The 15,491-nt window shown below is 60.1% G+C and carries 13 protein-coding genes and 1 pseudogene; 5 read left to right on the top strand and 9 right to left on the bottom strand.

Features of this window, described 5'->3' with window-relative positions; translation table 11 throughout:
• Positions 1–97: 97 nt before the first annotated feature.
• On the bottom strand, positions 98–892 hold the full coding sequence (locus tag I8E17_RS24905) for an SDR family oxidoreductase (RefSeq protein ID WP_069610429.1): 795 nt from the start codon (positions 890–892) through the stop codon (positions 98–100).
• A 194-nt stretch (positions 893–1,086) separates the two neighbouring features.
• On the opposite strand from I8E17_RS24905, the gene I8E17_RS24910 reads away from it, so the two are divergent.
• Positions 1,087–2,025, top strand: coding sequence for a GlxA family transcriptional regulator (locus I8E17_RS24910; protein WP_069610029.1), 939 nt, complete (start codon positions 1,087–1,089; stop codon positions 2,023–2,025).
• A 511-nt stretch (positions 2,026–2,536) separates the two neighbouring features.
• Here the strand turns inward: I8E17_RS24910 and I8E17_RS24915 are convergent.
• The 3 genes and pseudogenes from I8E17_RS24915 to I8E17_RS24925 form a co-directional block, all read right to left on the bottom strand.
• Positions 2,537–3,136 carry a hypothetical protein gene (locus I8E17_RS24915; protein WP_069610030.1) on the bottom strand — a complete coding sequence of 200 codons (600 nt, stop codon included), beginning with the start codon at positions 3,134–3,136 and terminating at the stop codon, positions 2,537–2,539.
• A 491-nt stretch (positions 3,137–3,627) separates the two neighbouring features.
• Positions 3,628–4,089: pseudogene (locus I8E17_RS24920) on the bottom strand (formaldehyde dehydrogenase, glutathione-independent); the annotation flags it as partial.
• An 83-nt stretch (positions 4,090–4,172) separates the two neighbouring features.
• Positions 4,173–5,507 carry an aspartate aminotransferase family protein gene (locus I8E17_RS24925; protein ID WP_069610430.1) on the bottom strand — a complete coding sequence of 445 codons (1,335 nt, stop codon included), beginning with the start codon at positions 5,505–5,507 and terminating at the stop codon, positions 4,173–4,175.
• 143 nt (positions 5,508–5,650) lie between these two features.
• On the opposite strand from I8E17_RS24925, the gene I8E17_RS24930 reads away from it, so the two are divergent.
• Positions 5,651–6,199, top strand: coding sequence for a cupin domain-containing protein (locus I8E17_RS24930; RefSeq protein WP_069610031.1), 549 nt, complete (start codon positions 5,651–5,653; stop codon positions 6,197–6,199).
• 286 nt (positions 6,200–6,485) lie between these two features.
• Here the strand turns inward: I8E17_RS24930 and I8E17_RS24935 are convergent, their stop codons facing one another.
• Positions 6,486–8,207: an IlvD/Edd family dehydratase gene (locus I8E17_RS24935; RefSeq protein ID WP_069610431.1), complete on the bottom strand. Its 1,722-nt coding sequence runs from the start codon at positions 8,205–8,207 to the stop codon at positions 6,486–6,488.
• A gap of 125 nt (positions 8,208–8,332) precedes the next feature.
• Between I8E17_RS24935 and I8E17_RS24940 the strand changes: the two genes are divergently transcribed.
• Positions 8,333–9,079: a FadR/GntR family transcriptional regulator gene (locus I8E17_RS24940; protein WP_083258011.1), complete on the top strand. Its 747-nt coding sequence runs from the start codon at positions 8,333–8,335 to the stop codon at positions 9,077–9,079.
• Positions 9,080–9,092: 13 nt separating this feature from the next.
• On the opposite strand, the gene I8E17_RS24945 is transcribed toward I8E17_RS24940, so the two are convergent.
• Positions 9,093–9,989: a dihydrodipicolinate synthase family protein gene (locus I8E17_RS24945; protein ID WP_069610032.1), complete on the bottom strand. Its 897-nt coding sequence runs from the start codon at positions 9,987–9,989 to the stop codon at positions 9,093–9,095.
• Between the two features lie 218 nt (positions 9,990–10,207).
• On the opposite strand from I8E17_RS24945, the gene I8E17_RS24950 reads away from it, so the two are divergent.
• Both I8E17_RS24950 and I8E17_RS24955 read left to right on the top strand, forming a co-directional pair.
• Positions 10,208–10,909, top strand: coding sequence for an FCD domain-containing protein (locus tag I8E17_RS24950; RefSeq protein WP_069610033.1), 702 nt, complete (start codon positions 10,208–10,210; stop codon positions 10,907–10,909).
• Between the two features lie 307 nt (positions 10,910–11,216).
• Positions 11,217–11,759, top strand: a complete 543-nt coding sequence (locus I8E17_RS24955; protein WP_069610034.1) for a GNAT family N-acetyltransferase — start codon at positions 11,217–11,219, stop codon at positions 11,757–11,759.
• A gap of 31 nt (positions 11,760–11,790) precedes the next feature.
• Here the strand turns inward: I8E17_RS24955 and I8E17_RS24960 are convergent, their stop codons facing one another.
• The 3 genes from I8E17_RS24960 to I8E17_RS24970 form a co-directional block, all read right to left on the bottom strand.
• The gene (locus I8E17_RS24960) at positions 11,791–12,735 is read right to left on the bottom strand and encodes an isoaspartyl peptidase/L-asparaginase (protein WP_069610035.1); all 945 of its coding nucleotides are present in this window, start codon (positions 12,733–12,735) and stop codon (positions 11,791–11,793) included.
• Between the two features lie 89 nt (positions 12,736–12,824).
• On the bottom strand, positions 12,825–14,363 hold the full coding sequence (locus I8E17_RS24965) for a hydantoinase/oxoprolinase family protein (RefSeq protein ID WP_069610036.1): 1,539 nt from the start codon (positions 14,361–14,363) through the stop codon (positions 12,825–12,827).
• The gene (locus I8E17_RS24970; protein ID WP_069610037.1) at positions 14,360–15,436 is read right to left on the bottom strand and encodes a DUF917 domain-containing protein; all 1,077 of its coding nucleotides are present in this window, start codon (positions 15,434–15,436) and stop codon (positions 14,360–14,362) included. The genes I8E17_RS24965 and I8E17_RS24970 overlap by 4 nt, the downstream gene beginning before the upstream one ends.
• Between the last annotated feature and the right edge of the window lie 55 nt (positions 15,437–15,491).

Below are 15,491 nucleotides of genomic sequence, written 5' to 3' on the forward strand. Positions count from 1 at the left end.
ATCCGTCTTGCCTTTCCGAACCTCACCAGTTTTATGGCTTTTGAATGACCGGCCGGCATGATGTGAATGCCGGCCACGCTATTCATTCGACAGATTCTTACTTCACTCGATAACGGCGAGCTGCGGTAGAGCGCGAAAGATTGGGCTTCAAGGCCTGCCGTGCATCTTCATAAGCCTTCTGCAAATCGACGTCTTCGAGAGCGGGGATCGTCGCAAGCTCGCCCCGATCAAAGCCAACCAGCGCTGCATCGACCATATCCTCGGTCGACATAACGATCTCCGATGGCAGATGTTCGACGGGGACACCGGCGACCGCCCAGAATTCCGTTGCAGTCGCGCCGGGCAGAACTGCCTGTACGCGAATATTCTTGTCCGCCAGCTCATGCTTCAGGGACTGGCTGAAGGCAAGGACGAAGGCTTTCGTGCCGCCATAAACGCCATTCAGCAATTCCGGCGCGATTGCGACGATCGACGCGATATTGATAAGGGAGCCGCCACCACGCCGAACAAAGCCTGGCACCGCTGCATAAGTCAGCCGCATGAGCGCCGTGACATTCAGATCGATCATCTGCTGCATCTTGTCGACATCGGCCTCCAAAAGGGGTGCCGCCCCGCCAAAGCCGGCATTATTGACGAGAAGCGTGATCGCTTCATCCGTCTTCAGCACATGCTCCACACGACGCAACCCGTTCGGCGAGCCGAGATCTGCGGCGATCACTTCGACCTTGCGTCCCGTCTCGGCACGCAGCCGATCCGCAATCGCCGAAAGCCGGTCTTCATTGCGCGCCACCAGAATAAGGTCGTAGCCCCGATGGGCGAGCCTGTGCGCATAGACGGCGCCAATGCCCGAAGATGCGCCCGTTACCAATGCCTTGCCCGATGAATTTGTCATTGTTTCCATTCCTTGTCCTGCGGCGTCACTATCCCGCTGCGATGACAATACGCGCGAATGCCGATGACCCAAATGTCATATTCACTACGTTTTCAGACATTCAGAACGGTGAACAATGACTGGAATCGTAAAAAATTGATGCCGTTTGCGACCGATAATGCTATAAGCACCTTTTCCAGCCGTGAGCATTTGCAATGCATTCCATCGGATTTCTCGTCTTCCCCGGCTTTCAAGTCATGGGATTTACCGCGGTGACCGCTTTCGAGGTTGCAAATCTGGCGAGCGAGAGGGAGCTCTATCGTGTAACGCTGCTATCGGAAACGGGAGGGCCTGTACGCTCATCGGCGGGGTTCCGTGTCGAAACGGAGGCATTTGGCGACGCTGCCTTTGATTCTCTTTTCATAGGCGCGGCGACGGAAGTTTCATCAACATCTCCGGCGATCCTCGATTATATCCGTCGGGTAGCAAAATCCGCCCGGCGCGTCGCGGCTCCATGCACCGGCGCCTTTGCTCTGGCTGAAGCCGGTCTGCTCGATGGTCGCCGCGCAACGACACATTGGGTCTTTGCGCGAGAGCTGCGGGATCGCTTCCCCGCGCTGAAGGTCGATGAAGACAAGATCTTCATCATTGATGGCTCCATCTGGACATCGGCGGGCATGACCGCCACCATCGACCTCGCCCTTGCGATGATCGAGAAGGATCACGGCGAGGAGCTGGCACGAACAGTGGCCCGAAAGCTCGTCGTCTATCACCGCCGCGCCGGCGGGCAGTCGCAATTTTCGACACTTCTCGAACTGGAGCCGAAATCCGATCGTGTTCAACGCGCGCTCGACTTTGCCGGACGAAACCTGCGCAAGATCGTATCGGTCGAGGAGCTGGCGGAGGCGGCAAGCCTCAGCCCACGCCAGTTCAACCGCGTCTTCCGCAGCGAAACCGGCCAATCCCCCGCCAAGGCGATCGAGAACATGCGGGTGGAGGCTGCGAGACTGATGATTGAAGATGGCCGCCATTCGATGGACGAAATCGCCACCGAAGTCGGCTTTGGCGATCGCGAGCGCATGCGTCGCGCATTCCTGCGCGTGCTCGGCCAGCCGCCGCAGACGATCCGCCGCAACGTACGCGTTTTCGGGTAGATGTAGCCGGCGAAGAACGAAGTCGCGGCCGCCATCAAGGCTCATAGCGAGAAGAGGCGAGATCGACCGAAAAGGGGCGGCTTGTACCCGCTCCTTTCGGATTACCGCATGGCATGGAATGAACCTTCTCCGAGCGGAGCGTCATTGCCCACTCGCCACGATCGCTCAGCTCAAGCAGAGTCCTGCTCAACACATTTGCCTGTAGCGATCTTATGCCGCTGCCCCGAAGCACTCACTACAACGATTGCTGCCTGGTCTGATGGCAGCATCACCGACTGTCGGCAGGTTCGATCCGATGCGCTAGGAGCTCCAATCAATATGTCAGCACCAATAGCCGCATAGTTACCTTATTGAGCGCGCGTCTTTCTTCCGGTTCAGTTCACCCCCTGAGGCCGGGCAATGTCGAAGATACATCCGTCATGATGCTTGTTCGATGGCACAGCCACACATCTTCGATGACATCAGCATGTCTCAGGCAAGAAAAAGCCCGCGTGAAGCGGGCTTCTTAGTCTTATTCTGCTGCGCCTGCAGCCTTCGTCTTGCGCGTGCGCTTCGGCTTTGCTGCCTCTGCAGCAGCCGGTGCGGGAGCAGCAACCGAAGCAGCCTTTGTCCGGGTAGCTTTGGGTGCCGCAGCTTTTGATGCTGCCTTGGTAGCAGCAGGCTTGGTAGCGGCCGACTTTACTGCTGCCGCGGGCTTGGCAGCCTTCGCCTTCGAGGCCGTTGCCTTGCCTCCTGTCTTTGCCGCGTTCAGGAGTGCGACGCGACGTTGGCGGTTCTGCTCGAGAGCCTGCTGGAAGCCGACATCATTCTCCGCATGAAAGGCCAGATCATCGAGAAACTCAGCCACGTCCTTGACCGTGTCGACAACGACGTAGCTCAATCCACGACCGGCATTGACGGAGTCGCGGCCGACCGTCACGCCAAAGCCACCGGGGACACGCTGGAACCAAGTGGAGCGCCACTTCTTGAAGCCTGCAGCGTCTCGCTCGTACTCCTCCAGATATGCCTTCTGTTCCGCTACTCGAGCACGAAATGTATCGACAACATTGCGTGCGCCAGCCTTCGGCTTATCAGCCTTTTTTGAAGTCCATTTCTCAAGAAAGTTTGCCATTGATCCGATCTCTTCAGGTTAGCGTTCTTTGTCAAGCCGCCGTTGCTTAGGAAGCGATGACGAAGCTCCTCCGCATGGATGCCCGCATATATGTAAAGGATAGATGTATAATGGCAACACAATACGTCATTATTGTCGATAATCGGGCTTTACAGCCGCCTTTGGAGAGCAAAGGCGCTCAATTTTCACAAATTTTCCGCCCCGATTGGCCATTTCCGGACATGAACTGAAAACTTCGGCAAAGGCGTGCTGCGGTTCATACTTGCTTGGAAATGCTCTATGGCGGTGCACAAACCTTGCCGGCGTGTCGAGGGGTAGTTGATGCCGTCTCTGGCTCTTGCCGCCACTTTCTTGTCCGGCAAACTTCTATGCGTTCGCCTCTACGAGACCGAAGACGGAGATGGCAACCTCCGCCTCGGTCCGTATTCACCTCAGGATCACTCCATGATCCTGTGAGTTCTTCCTCTCTGCGACGCCTTCGCCAGCTCGCCCTACGGATCCAGCACGAACTTCGTTGCAGCACCTTGATCGAAACTCTCATATCCGTGTGCAGCATCTTCGAGCGAAATGATCCTGGAGTTGACAATATCTGCAATCGGCAGCCTATCCCGCAGGATCGCCTGCTTGAGCCGGCGATTGTATTTCAACATCGGCGTCTGTCCCGTATGAAGGATAGTACCTTTGCCCTGCCGAGACCGAAGCATAGAGACAGACTGCCCTGTTTCGCGGCACTGTCTACGGCACCGGGACCTTCCGTTACATACAGTCGGGGAATACCGATCGAACCGGCGGCTCGTGTCGCCTCCATCATTTGATTGAGCACGATCACCGGCCGCTCGCCGCTGAATGACCAGGAACCTCGAAGTCGACTGCATCGATGGCACTATCCACCTTATGGTGCCGATGACTTCAGCCATCATATCGCCCAGACGATCGCTCCTCGAAAGATCGATGGTTCGAAGCCAGCCTTGCATGTGCAAGGCGATCCTTGTCGAGCCTGACCGACGCTGTCCGCGCCGGTCAGGTCCAGAAATTATCAGGCCGCCCGCTTCAACGCATCGCCAAGCATGGAGACGATCGTTTCGATCTCTGCGCGCTCGATGATGAGCGGCGGAGAAAGAGCGATAATATCGCCGGTTACGCGGATCAACAGGCCCTTCTGGAAGCAATCGACGAAGACGTCGTAGGCGCGCGTGCCCGGGGAGCCACCGCGCGGCGCGAGCTCTACGGCGCCGACTAGGCCGAGATTGCGGATATCGACTACATGCGGCAGGCCCTTCAGTGAATGCAGCGCATCCTGCCAGTCCTGGGCCAGTTCGGCCGCACGCGTCAGCAGGCCTTCCTCCTCGTAGATTTCCATGGTCGCAAGCCCGGCGGCGCAGGCGACCGGATGGCCGGAATAGGTATAGCCGTGGAAGAGCTCGATCTGGCTTTCCGGGCCGGTCATCAGGCCATCATAGATCTTGCGGCTGGCAAAGACGGCGCCCATCGGTATCGTGCCGTTGGTGATGCCTTTTGCCGTCGTGACGAGATCGGGAACAACGCCGAAATATTCGGTTGCAAACGGGGTACCCAGGCGGCCGAAGCCGGTGATCACTTCATCGAAAATCAGCAGGATGCCATATTTGTCGGCGATGGCGCGCAGCCGCTCCAGATAGCCCTTCGGCGGCAGGACGACGCCGGCAGAACCGGACATCGGCTCGACAATGACGGCGGCGATCGTTTCAGCCCCGTGCAACGCGACCAGCCGTTCGAGGTCTTCCGCAAGCTCGATGCCATGGGTCGGCAGGCCCTTGCTGAAGGCATTGCGCTCGATATCGAGAGTGTGACGCATGTGATCGGCAGGGATCTGCGGGAAGACGCGGCGGTTGTTGACGAGGCCGCCGACGGAAATTCCACCGAAGCCGACGCCGTGATAGCCCTTTTCCCGGCCGATGATGCGGGTGCGCGTGCCCTGGCCGATGGCGCGCTGATAAGCGATGGCGATCTTCAGCGCGGTATCGACCGACTCGGAACCGGAGCCTGTGAAGAACACGCGGTCGAGCCCGGCCTCCGGACCGCCCGGCGCATGCGCGGCGAGCTTTGCCGCGAAGTCGAAGGCGATCGGGTGGCCCATCTGGAACGTCGGCGCGTAGTCCATGGTGGAGAGCTGGCGCTCGACCGCCTGTGCGATCTTCCTGCGGCCATGGCCGGCATTGACGCACCAGAGGCCTGCTGTCCCATCAAGCACCTTCTTGCCGTCGACATCGGTGTAATACATGCCGTCGGCGGCTGCGAGCAGGCGCGGAGCCGCCTTGAACTGCCGGTTTGCCGTGAACGGCATCCAGAAATTTTCGAGAACAGGGGTGTTGGAATGCGTGATCTTATCCATGGTCGCCTCCATTGCGTTATCCCTGACATCAGCGATTTTCCTGTTCCGAACAAGACCTTTTCTTGCTGAATTTAACCCATTGATTTTGCTTATATCACATGAGATGTTTTCGATATTTCGAACATCTGAAACCCGAGACCGTCATGTCCGTCGATATCGGCAATCGCCTGCGTCATCTGCGCCTGGCGCACAATCTTTCTCAACGCGAACTCGCCAAGCGTGCGGGCGTTACCAATTCGACGGTCTCGCTGATCGAATCCAATTCGGCTAATCCATCCGTCGGTGCGCTGAAACGCATCCTCGACGGCATCCCGATCGGCCTTGCCGAATTCTTCGCCTTCGAACCGGAAGCACCGAAAAAAGCTTTCTACGCGGCCGAGGAATTGGTTGAAATCGGCAAAGGCCCGATTTCCTATCGGCAGATCGGCGAAAACCTCTTCGGCCGCAGCCTTCAGATCTTGAAGGAGTGCTATCAGCCGGGCGCCGATACCGGCAAGGTGCCACTGGTGCACGAGGGAGAGGAAGGCGGCATCGTGCTCACCGGCCGCCTGGAGGTGACAGTGGATGACGAACGCCGCATTCTCGGCCCGGGTGATGCCTACTACTTCGAAAGTCGCCGCCCGCATCGCTTCCGCTGTGTCGGGCCATATCCCTGCGAGGTCATCAGCGCCTGCACGCCGCCGAGCTTCTAAGGCGCGGCATCGATCACGACGTCGGCTACGAACGCCCGCGCCCTGTTGTTGTCCACAGTACCGATAGTATATACCAGAGAGCGTCACAAGCGCATCAGCTCGCCGCCCTGTTTCGAGGGATACAAGAACATCGGGAGATCGACTGCACAAACGCCTGGATATGCGCGACCGTTTATTCGCACCAAACCTAGTCAGCAGAAGATTGCTCCGCACCTCGAAAATGAAGTAACCGATGAAGAATAGCGATGCCTAGGAACGTAGGCATATTCGCTCTGGATGAAATGAGTTAGTGGCTCTCGCGCGGAACCTTGGCGCCGCGTCCGCCGACCAGGAAATCTAGGTCGGCGCCGGTATTGGCCTGCATGACCGTTCGAACGTAAAGGCCTTGGTATCCTGAGGTCATTTCCGGCACCGGTTCCTTCCAGGCCGCGCGCCGCCGTGCAAGCTCATGGTCCGGCACGTCGAGAACCAATGTGCGGGCCTCGACGTCGAGTGCGATGAAATCCCCTTGCTCGACGAGTGCCAGCGGACCGCCGGCGGCCGCTTCCGGCGATACATGCAGCACCACGGTTCCGTAGGCCGTGCCGCTCATGCGGCCATCGGAAACGCGCACCATGTCGCGTACGCCTTTCTCCAGCAGTTTGCTTGGCAAAGCCATGTTGCCGACCTCGGCCATGCCGGGATAGCCGCGCGGACCGGCCCCTTTCAGCACGAGAACGGAATTCTCATCGACATCGAGGTTCGGATCGTCGATCCTGGCATGGAAATCCTCGATAGTCTCGAAGACGACGGCGCGGCCGCGATGGCGCATCAGATGCGGCGATGCGGCCGATGGTTTGAGCACCGCCCCATCAGGCGCAAGATTGCCTTTGAGGACGGCAATTCCCCCGCTGTCGACGAGCGGATTTGGCCGGCTGCGGATGACGTCCGGATTGTGGTTGACGACATCGGCAATATTGTCTCCGACGCTCCCCCCCGATACGGTGAGTGCATCGAGATGGAGGAGGTCGGAAATTTCCTTCATCACGGCGGGAATGCCGCCGGCATAACAGAAATCCTCCATGAGGTATTTGCCCGACGGCATGAGGTTGACGATCGTCGGCACGTCGCGCCCGAGCCTGTCCCAGTCCTCCAGTGACAGGTCGACGCCAATGCGCCCGGCGATGGCGAGCAGATGAACGACGGCATTGGTCGATCCGCCGATCGCGCCGTTGATCTTGATGGCATTTTCGAACGCCTGCTTCGTGAGAACCTTCGAAAGCCGTATATCTTCCTTGACCATCGCGACGGCGCGGCGCCCGGTCATCCGGGCAAGCCGCGCCCGTCGGGCATCGACGGCAGGCCATGCAGCATTGGTCGGCAGGGCAATACCGAGGGCTTCGACCATCGACGCCATGGTCGAGGCCGTCCCCATTGTCATGCAGTGGCCGGGCGAGCGTGACATGGCACTTTCCGCATCCATGAACTCCTGCCGACTCATGGTGCCTGCCCTTACTTCCTCGGAGAATTTCCAGACATCCGTGCCGGAGCCAATCGGCTTGCCGCGAAAATTACCATTCAACATCGGCCCGCCTGAAATGACGATCGTCGGCAGATCGCAGCTTGCCGCACCCATCAGCAGCGACGGTGTGGTCTTGTCGCAGCCGGCCATCAGGATGACGCCGTCCATAGGATTGCCGCGGATCGCCTCTTCGACATCCATGGAAGCGAGGTTCCTGAAGAGCATCGCAGTCGGCCGCAGATTGGATTCGCCGCAGGAGAAGACCGGAAATTCAAGCGGCAATCCGCCGGCTTCCAGGACGCCGGCCTTGATATGCGTGACCAGTTCGCGGAAATGCGCGTTGCACGGCGTAAATTCGGAAAACGTATTGCAGATGCCGATGACGGGGCGGCCGTCGAACACATCATCGGGCAGGCCGCCATTCTTCATCCACGAGCGATGGATGAAGCCATCCTTGTCCACTCCGCCGAACCACGCCTGCGACCGCCGCTTTGAATCCTTGGTCATGATTGCCTCTTTTGTATTATAATTTATTTTTTTGTTATACAAATAGACAGTGGCGGTCAAGCGCGGTAGCGCTTGTGACCACAGGCTGAAGACGCTAGACATGTCTCGATTTTCGGGAAAGGCAGATGGCCGGGATGACTTCGGACGCCGATGATGCAAGCCTCGGCACCAACAAAAGATATCACGACGCGATCGTGCATGCGCTGGGTGAGCGGATCGTCGGTGGCGCGCTTGCGGCGGGAGCCTCCATCGGAACGGAGCAGGAGCTCTGCGATCATTTCGGGACATCGCGTACCGTCATCCGGGAAGCCATCAAGATCCTGTCGGCCAAGGGTCTTCTCGAAAGCCGCCCGAGAAGCGGCACCAGGGTGACCGATCACTCGGAATGGCTGCTGCTTGACCCGCAGGTCCTCGCATGGAGGCTCGGCGCCGAAAACGGCAGCGAGAGGGCACGTATCGATCTCTATGAACTCAGGCAATCCTTCGAGCCGGCCGCGGCGGAGCTTGCCGCCGCGCGCGCGACGCCGCAGATGCTGCAGAAAATGAAACATGCCCTGCTTGGCATGACCCTCGCCTCGACCGCGGACGAAAAGATTGAGCACGATCTCGCATTTCACACCGCCATTTTGGCAGCGACCGGCAATGCCTTCTATCTGGCATTGGGGTCGCTGATCTCAGTGGGGCTGAAGCATGTGTTCAAGGCGGGGCTGCAACGGACTGCAAAGGAGGACGAACGCTGGATACGCCGTCACCAGAATGTCTATGAAGCCATTGCCGGCGCCGATGGTCCGGGCGCTGCCGAGCAGATGAAGAACCTCCTGCGCGAGGCGCTGGAGGTCCAGAAGCTGGAATTGCCGCAATCAGAAAATTAGGAGCGGATCGGCTTCAGAAAGGTCCGAGCCTCTTCGCATGCAAGGCGACAAGTTCCTCGCCGAACGCCGTCGAACGCATGGCAGGCGCGCGATCGCGAACCGTGAGCCCCGCCCGCTCGGCAAACAGCCGCTTGCCGTAGCACATCAGGTGCTCGATCCCCTGCATGACGGCAACGGCGGATGGGAGCATGGCACGATAGATTTCCTCGGCACGGACCTCATTCCCGCCGCGAAAGGCGGTGTATGCGTCGACCGCATAGTCGATGAGATCGGGAGCGAGGATGTAGCCGGCACAGCCTGCCCGCAGCCCGTCAAGCAATTCCAGCCCACCTCGACCGTTGAAAACAGGCACGCCCTCGCCGATCGCTTCCATCAACGCCTTGACCTCGATGGCCGAGCCCTCCGCCTTCAACACCTTTACATTGGGATGGGCAGCGCGCAATGCCGCGAGATCCGGTCCCGTCAGGCCGCGTCCGAGAAAGGCGGGGGCATTCTGGATCGCCACCGGCAGGTTCGTCGCATCCGCGACGCGGCCGAAGAAGCCAATATATTCGCCCGCGCCGAAAGTGCCGACCGGTGGCGGCTGGAGGATCACCCAGTCAGCGCCAGCGGCCTCGGCGTGCCGCACCTGCTCGACCTGCTCGGCAACCGAAGTGCCGAAGATGGTGAAGGCGAGCGGCAGGCGACCGGCATTGTCCTCGGCAAGCCATTCCATCACGGTCCGGCGCTCGGCGGCCGTCAATTTTGAGACCTCCGTAGCAAGGCCGAGCGCCGCAAGCCCATGCACGCCTGCCGCCACGCAAATCTCGGTCTGCCGCTTCATCGCCGACCTATCGAGCTTTTCCTCCTTATCGAAGAGCGCGTAGAGGATCGCATGGATACCGTGCAGTCTCTCAGGTTCGAATGCCATCGCGTTTCGCCTTATTGTTTAGAAAGCCGAAGGGCCGGCCTCCAGCCGTATATCTGGCTCGTCGGGTCCGGTTCCTGCTTCATTTCCCCTCCACGGCACTCATCGGCGCCTAACAAACATCATACCTTTAACATATGATGTTTGTTAGCAACAAGCTATTTGCTTTTGACACCGCATTCTGATTGGTCTCGTTGGTGATGGAGGCGAAGGACCGACGAATGACGAAGACAAAGCCGAACAGGACGACGGCCCTCGTGGAAGCTCTCGGCATCCGCATCGCATCCGGGCAGATACTGCCCGGCGCCTATCTCCCCTCGGAAGGCGAACTGGAGCAGGAATTCGGCGTCAGCCGCACGGTCGTGCGTGAAGCGGCAAAGATATTGTCGGCCAAGGGTCTCGTGACAGTCAGGCAACGCACGGGCACGCGAGTGGAGCCGCGGGAGCGATGGCAGTGGCTCGATGGCGAACTGATTGCATGGCTGTCGCGCGGACGGATCTCGCACGATGAGCTCATGGCTTTTGCCGAGGCTCGGCAGATCATCGAGCCTGGCGCTGCCGCGCTGGCGGCATTGCGGGCAACCGATCTGGAACGTCAGGCGATCCTCGACATCTACCGCCGCATGGAGCGGGACCAGAAGAACCCCATCGCAGCCGTCACCGCCGACAAGGCTTTTCACATGTCGATCCTTGCAGCAACACATAATCCGGTGCTGCAAAGCCTGCGCCAGGCGATCGAATCCATTCTTGATGCCGTTTTCCCGCATACGGTCGGTGCATTCGCGGCCAATCTCGAAAACCACGCCGCGGTCGCAGAGGCAATCGCTGCAGGCGATAGTATCGCCGCCAGACGCGCGATGGAGGCTGTCCTTGACCGGACGTCAGGCTTCCTTGGACATGCGAGGGAGGGGGCGATATCTTAGCCATCAAGATTTGCTCGCCAAAGCGAGGACTATGAGGACATGGAATGACGGGAGAAGGACCGGACCGCGAAAGGGGGTTCGCCCCTCGTAAACGGAACGCTCTCACGGCCGGTCCCATATTTCCTGCAGGCCAGGCCCGCAAGAGGCGGCGCTTTTGCGCGCCCATTGCGGCAATATATTGTCTAACGCTAAAAAATGGAGACCAGACAAAATAGCGCGATATCGGTTCCCATTATCGCCTCGTGCGTAGATAGTGGCCTCGGACGCCGCCCGTCGTTATCTCTCACTCGGCAAGACACCTTATATAATGACCGCAAGATTGATCCATCGCTCCTCCATAGAGACAGCACGCCTCCGTCTGCGTCCGACATCGGCCGCCGATACGAAACGCGCATCCGAAATTCAGAGCGATTGGGCTGTGACGCGCATGTTGAGCAACGCCTCATACCCGCCGAACGAAAACGATATCGAAGATTGGTTTTCCAGCCATGAGCGCGAATGGGCTGAAGGTTCCGCCTATCGCTTCGCCATCGAACAAGCCGAAAGAATGATCGGTGTCGTCGATGTCGATGGCATTATCGGCAGCGCGGGAAGTCTTGGATATTGGCTGGAAAGGCAAGCCTGGGGAAAGGGCTATGCCTTCGAGGCGGCGCAGGCGCTGATCGGCTTCGTCTTTAACGAAATCGGTCTCTCCAGCCTCGAATCCGGTCACGCATCCGATAACCCGGCCTCTGGACGGGTGCTGACCAAACTTGGCTTCCGCCAAGTCGGCAGCAGGGAGCTTTTCTCGCGGGCGCGCAGCGAAAGCATCGTTCAATGCTGCTATGTGCTCGAGCGACAAATGCCGTGAACCCACAGCGCGGTGCTAAGTCGGAGCGTCCTTAGAGCTCGATTTCGTAGACCCGCTCATGCGTCGCGACGAAACCCTTGCCTTCCGGCGTCACCCAGCCACGAAACATTCCCGGCGTATTGTAGGGCGCAACGGCAATACCCTGAGCATCTATAGCCACCAGCCCGGCGCCGATCTGATGCGGCGTCAGATCGTGGTTGATCAACCCCTCGGTCGCGGTCGCGATATCCTGCTTCAGATAGGCCATGCGGGAGGCAATCTCGTGTCCAACGACATAGCGGATGAAGAACTCGCCCTTACCTGTTCCAGACACCGCGCAGATGCCGTCGCGTGCATAGGTGCCCGCACCGATGACCGGGCTGTCACCGACGCGTCCGTCAGGCTTGTTGTTGTAGCCGCCCGTCGAGGTGGCGGCGGCAAGATGGCCGGCCGCATCGAGCGCCACCGCCCCGACCGTGCCATGCTTTTCGTTCTCGGTTCCTTCGGTGCCGGCAGCGGCATGGCGCTTCATGGCGTCAAGCGCCTCGACCCGCTTCGGTGTGGTAAAATAGGATTGCGGCTCGATCCGCAGCCCCTTGGCTTCGGCAAAACGATCGGCAGCCGGGCCGGTCAGATAGACGGCGCGGCCGTCCTCCATCAATGCACGGGCAGCCTTGATCGGGTTGCGGATCGCGCGAGAGGCGCTGATGGCGCCCGCCTCCAGCGTCGTCCCATCCATGATCGAGGCATCGAGCTCGTGCACGCCGTTTTCGTTGAGCGCTGCGCCATGGCCGGCGTTGAAATGCGGGCTGTCCTCCATGACCACGACGGCGGCCTCGACGGCATCGACCGCGCTGTGACCGGCCTGCAGCCGCGCATAACCTGCACGCAAAGCGGCAGCCAGGTCGCGGCGCGCGCCCTCCCATTCCTCTGGCGTCATGCTGTCTTCGGGCATGACACCGCAGCCACCGTGAATAGCCAGCGCAATCTTCGTCATTTTCCACTCCGATCCGGCGCCGGCGCAATCTCTATGCCCAACACCGCTCTCCTCGACAACGCCCGGTCAGCCCGACCGGGCACGCCATTTCAGTTGAAGGCGATATCGCCGATGACCCTTACTCTTACGCGGCGCGCTCCGCCGGGAAGATAGGCGATCGGAATATCCTCGACTTCGAGCGTCTTCACGCTTTCCCGGCTCGCACCGGAAGCAACGGCTGCATCCTGCGCCTCCGCTTCTGCCTTGGCGATGGCTTCGTCGCGGCTCAACCCCGAAAACACCTGATCGACTTCGCCCGACACCTGCGCCATCGCGGCGCCGAGCGCATTGGCAACGCCGGCATTTTCGACACGAAGAACTTCGGAAGCTCCCGCGATCTTTTCCGGGATCAGGAAGGCGCCGCCGCCGACGGCGATCAGCGGTACGTCCTCTGCCGACGTCTTCATCTGGTCGAAGCTGTCCGTCACCATATCGCGGATTCGTTCAAGGCTTGCCTTAACGAAGGCCGGATCGAGATCGCGAACGCGATCCCTGTCTCCCATCTCGATCAGACCGGCGGCGACGGCGACGTCCGAAGTCGTCAGCGTGTTGCCACCAAAGACGCGAGCCTCCGTCAGGATGCGGTAGCCGACCGAACGCGGGCCGATCTTGCCAGTTTCCGGATCGATGATCGTTCCGCCGCCAAGGGCGATCGGCAGGAGATCGGGCATACGGAACAGGGTGCGCACGCCGCCAATGTGGACGATATTGTTGGCCTCGCGCGGAAAGCCGCCGACGAGGCAGCCGATATCCGAAGTGGTGCCGCCGACATCGACCACCATGGCGTCGCTCAAGCCGGTCAGGAAGGCGGCACCCCGCATCGAATTCGTCGGACCGGAGGCAAAGCTGTGAACCGGATTGGTGGCCGCGACATCCGCTAGCGCCACCGTACCGTCGTTCTGCGTCAGGTAAAAGGGCGCGGCGACACCTGCTTCGCGCAGCGCGTCCGAAAACGCCTGCACCGTGGTCCTGCCGAGCGACTGCAACGCCGCATTGAGAAGTGCGACATTCTCGCGCTCGAGCAGACCGATCCGACCGAGGGTATGAGACAGCGTGATCCTCGCATCCGGGATCACCGACCGAACGATCTCAGCCGCCTTGACCTCGCATTCGGTGGTCAGCGGCGAGAACGTCGCGGATATCGCGATCGACGTGATGCCGGCATCGCGGACCTGCATCGCGGCATCGCGGATCTCGTCGGGGATCATCGGCACGAGCGGGCTGCCGTCATATTCATGACCGCCATGAACCATGAAGACGAGCGGATCGACTGCCGCACGCAGGTCGTCTGGCCAATCGCACATCGGCGGCAGGGAAGCGCCGGTCGGGAGTGCAATGCGGATCGCAGCCACCCTTTCCAGTCGCGCCCGTTCGACAACGGCGTTGGTAAAATGCGTGGTGCCGATCATGACGGCGTCGATCGGCCGGCCGGATACGCCGGCATGGCCGGCGACGTGGCTCAGGGCCGACTTCACGCCTGACATGACGTCCTGCGTGGTGGGAACCTTGATGGAAGCGATGATCGTCTCACCGTCGATCAGAACGGCATCCGTATTAGTGCCGCCAACGTCAATACCGATGCGTTTCATGCGAATACCGATCTGAAATCAATGTCGTAACCGAAGGCGCGAGGACCGACCGCAGCGATCCCTGCTGGCGAGGTCAAAAGCTGAGGTGCGGGCAGCGCAATAACGGTCACGCGCTGGCCGTAACGCACGGATTCCGTGCCGATGGCGCTGCCGGAAATCGTATCGAGCAGGCAAAGGAGATCCGGCGTCATTGCCACCGGCTCGCCATCGCGGAAAGCGACCGCCCATTCATTCTGGAAAGCGAGCTCCATTCGGGAGCCCTTGTCGGTGTCAATGCCCTCGATCACGGTTCGCCCGCGAAGGAAGCCGCCTGTGGTTTCGCGTGCCACATCGATCACCTTGCCGCGAAACAATTGCTTGCCGCCCTCGTGATCGAGAACTGCCTTCACGGGGTCGTCATGACGGGCACGCGCCTCGATGACGGCGCGGCCAAGCTCCGTAGCCTTCGTTATGGTGTAATGAATGCCCCAGTCCTTCACCTCGCGACCGGTGCGCGGCGCCTTGCAGGTGGCGGCAGTCGATCCAACCTCCGTGCAGACCTTGCGCGAAATTCGCTCCATCCATTTCCAGGATGCGGCCTTCGTGACGATAACCTCGTTGTCGCGTACGTCGACGAGGGAAAGCGGATACATCGGCAGATTGCCAATGGCGAAGGAGGTCATCTGCGCCTCGGGATAGGCTCGTCCCATCGCATCGGCATTGACGACCGGCCGGCCCAGCATCGCGGCGGCGAGAAAAGAGGAGAGCGCATTCGAACCACCGATCTCGACGCTCATGATCGCGCGGAAGGGCTTGCCGAGATAATCCTCCATGACCTCGACGGCGCGCGCCAGATGCACGGGATCGCTGAGACGCTCCTGCCCAACCAGCGGCGCGCCCATCTTCGAGACGACCGCAACCATATCGTCGTCATCGAGCGCCATCGGATCCATCACCTGCACGCGACGCCCCTCGGCATAGAGCCTTCGAAGGTTAAGGGTCGAGATATAGGGATTGCCACCGCCGCCGGTTCCCAGAATCCAGGCTCCCGTTGCGAGCGGCTCGATATTGTCTTCGGAAAATTCCTGAAGCATGTTTCACCTTCGGCAATAGCTCCCCGACCCCAAATGGGGCCGGGTCTATGTCATG

Source organism: Rhizobium sp. AB2/73 (assembly GCF_020871915.1).
GTDB classification, from domain to species: Bacteria; Pseudomonadota; Alphaproteobacteria; order Rhizobiales; family Rhizobiaceae; genus Rhizobium; species Rhizobium dioscoreae.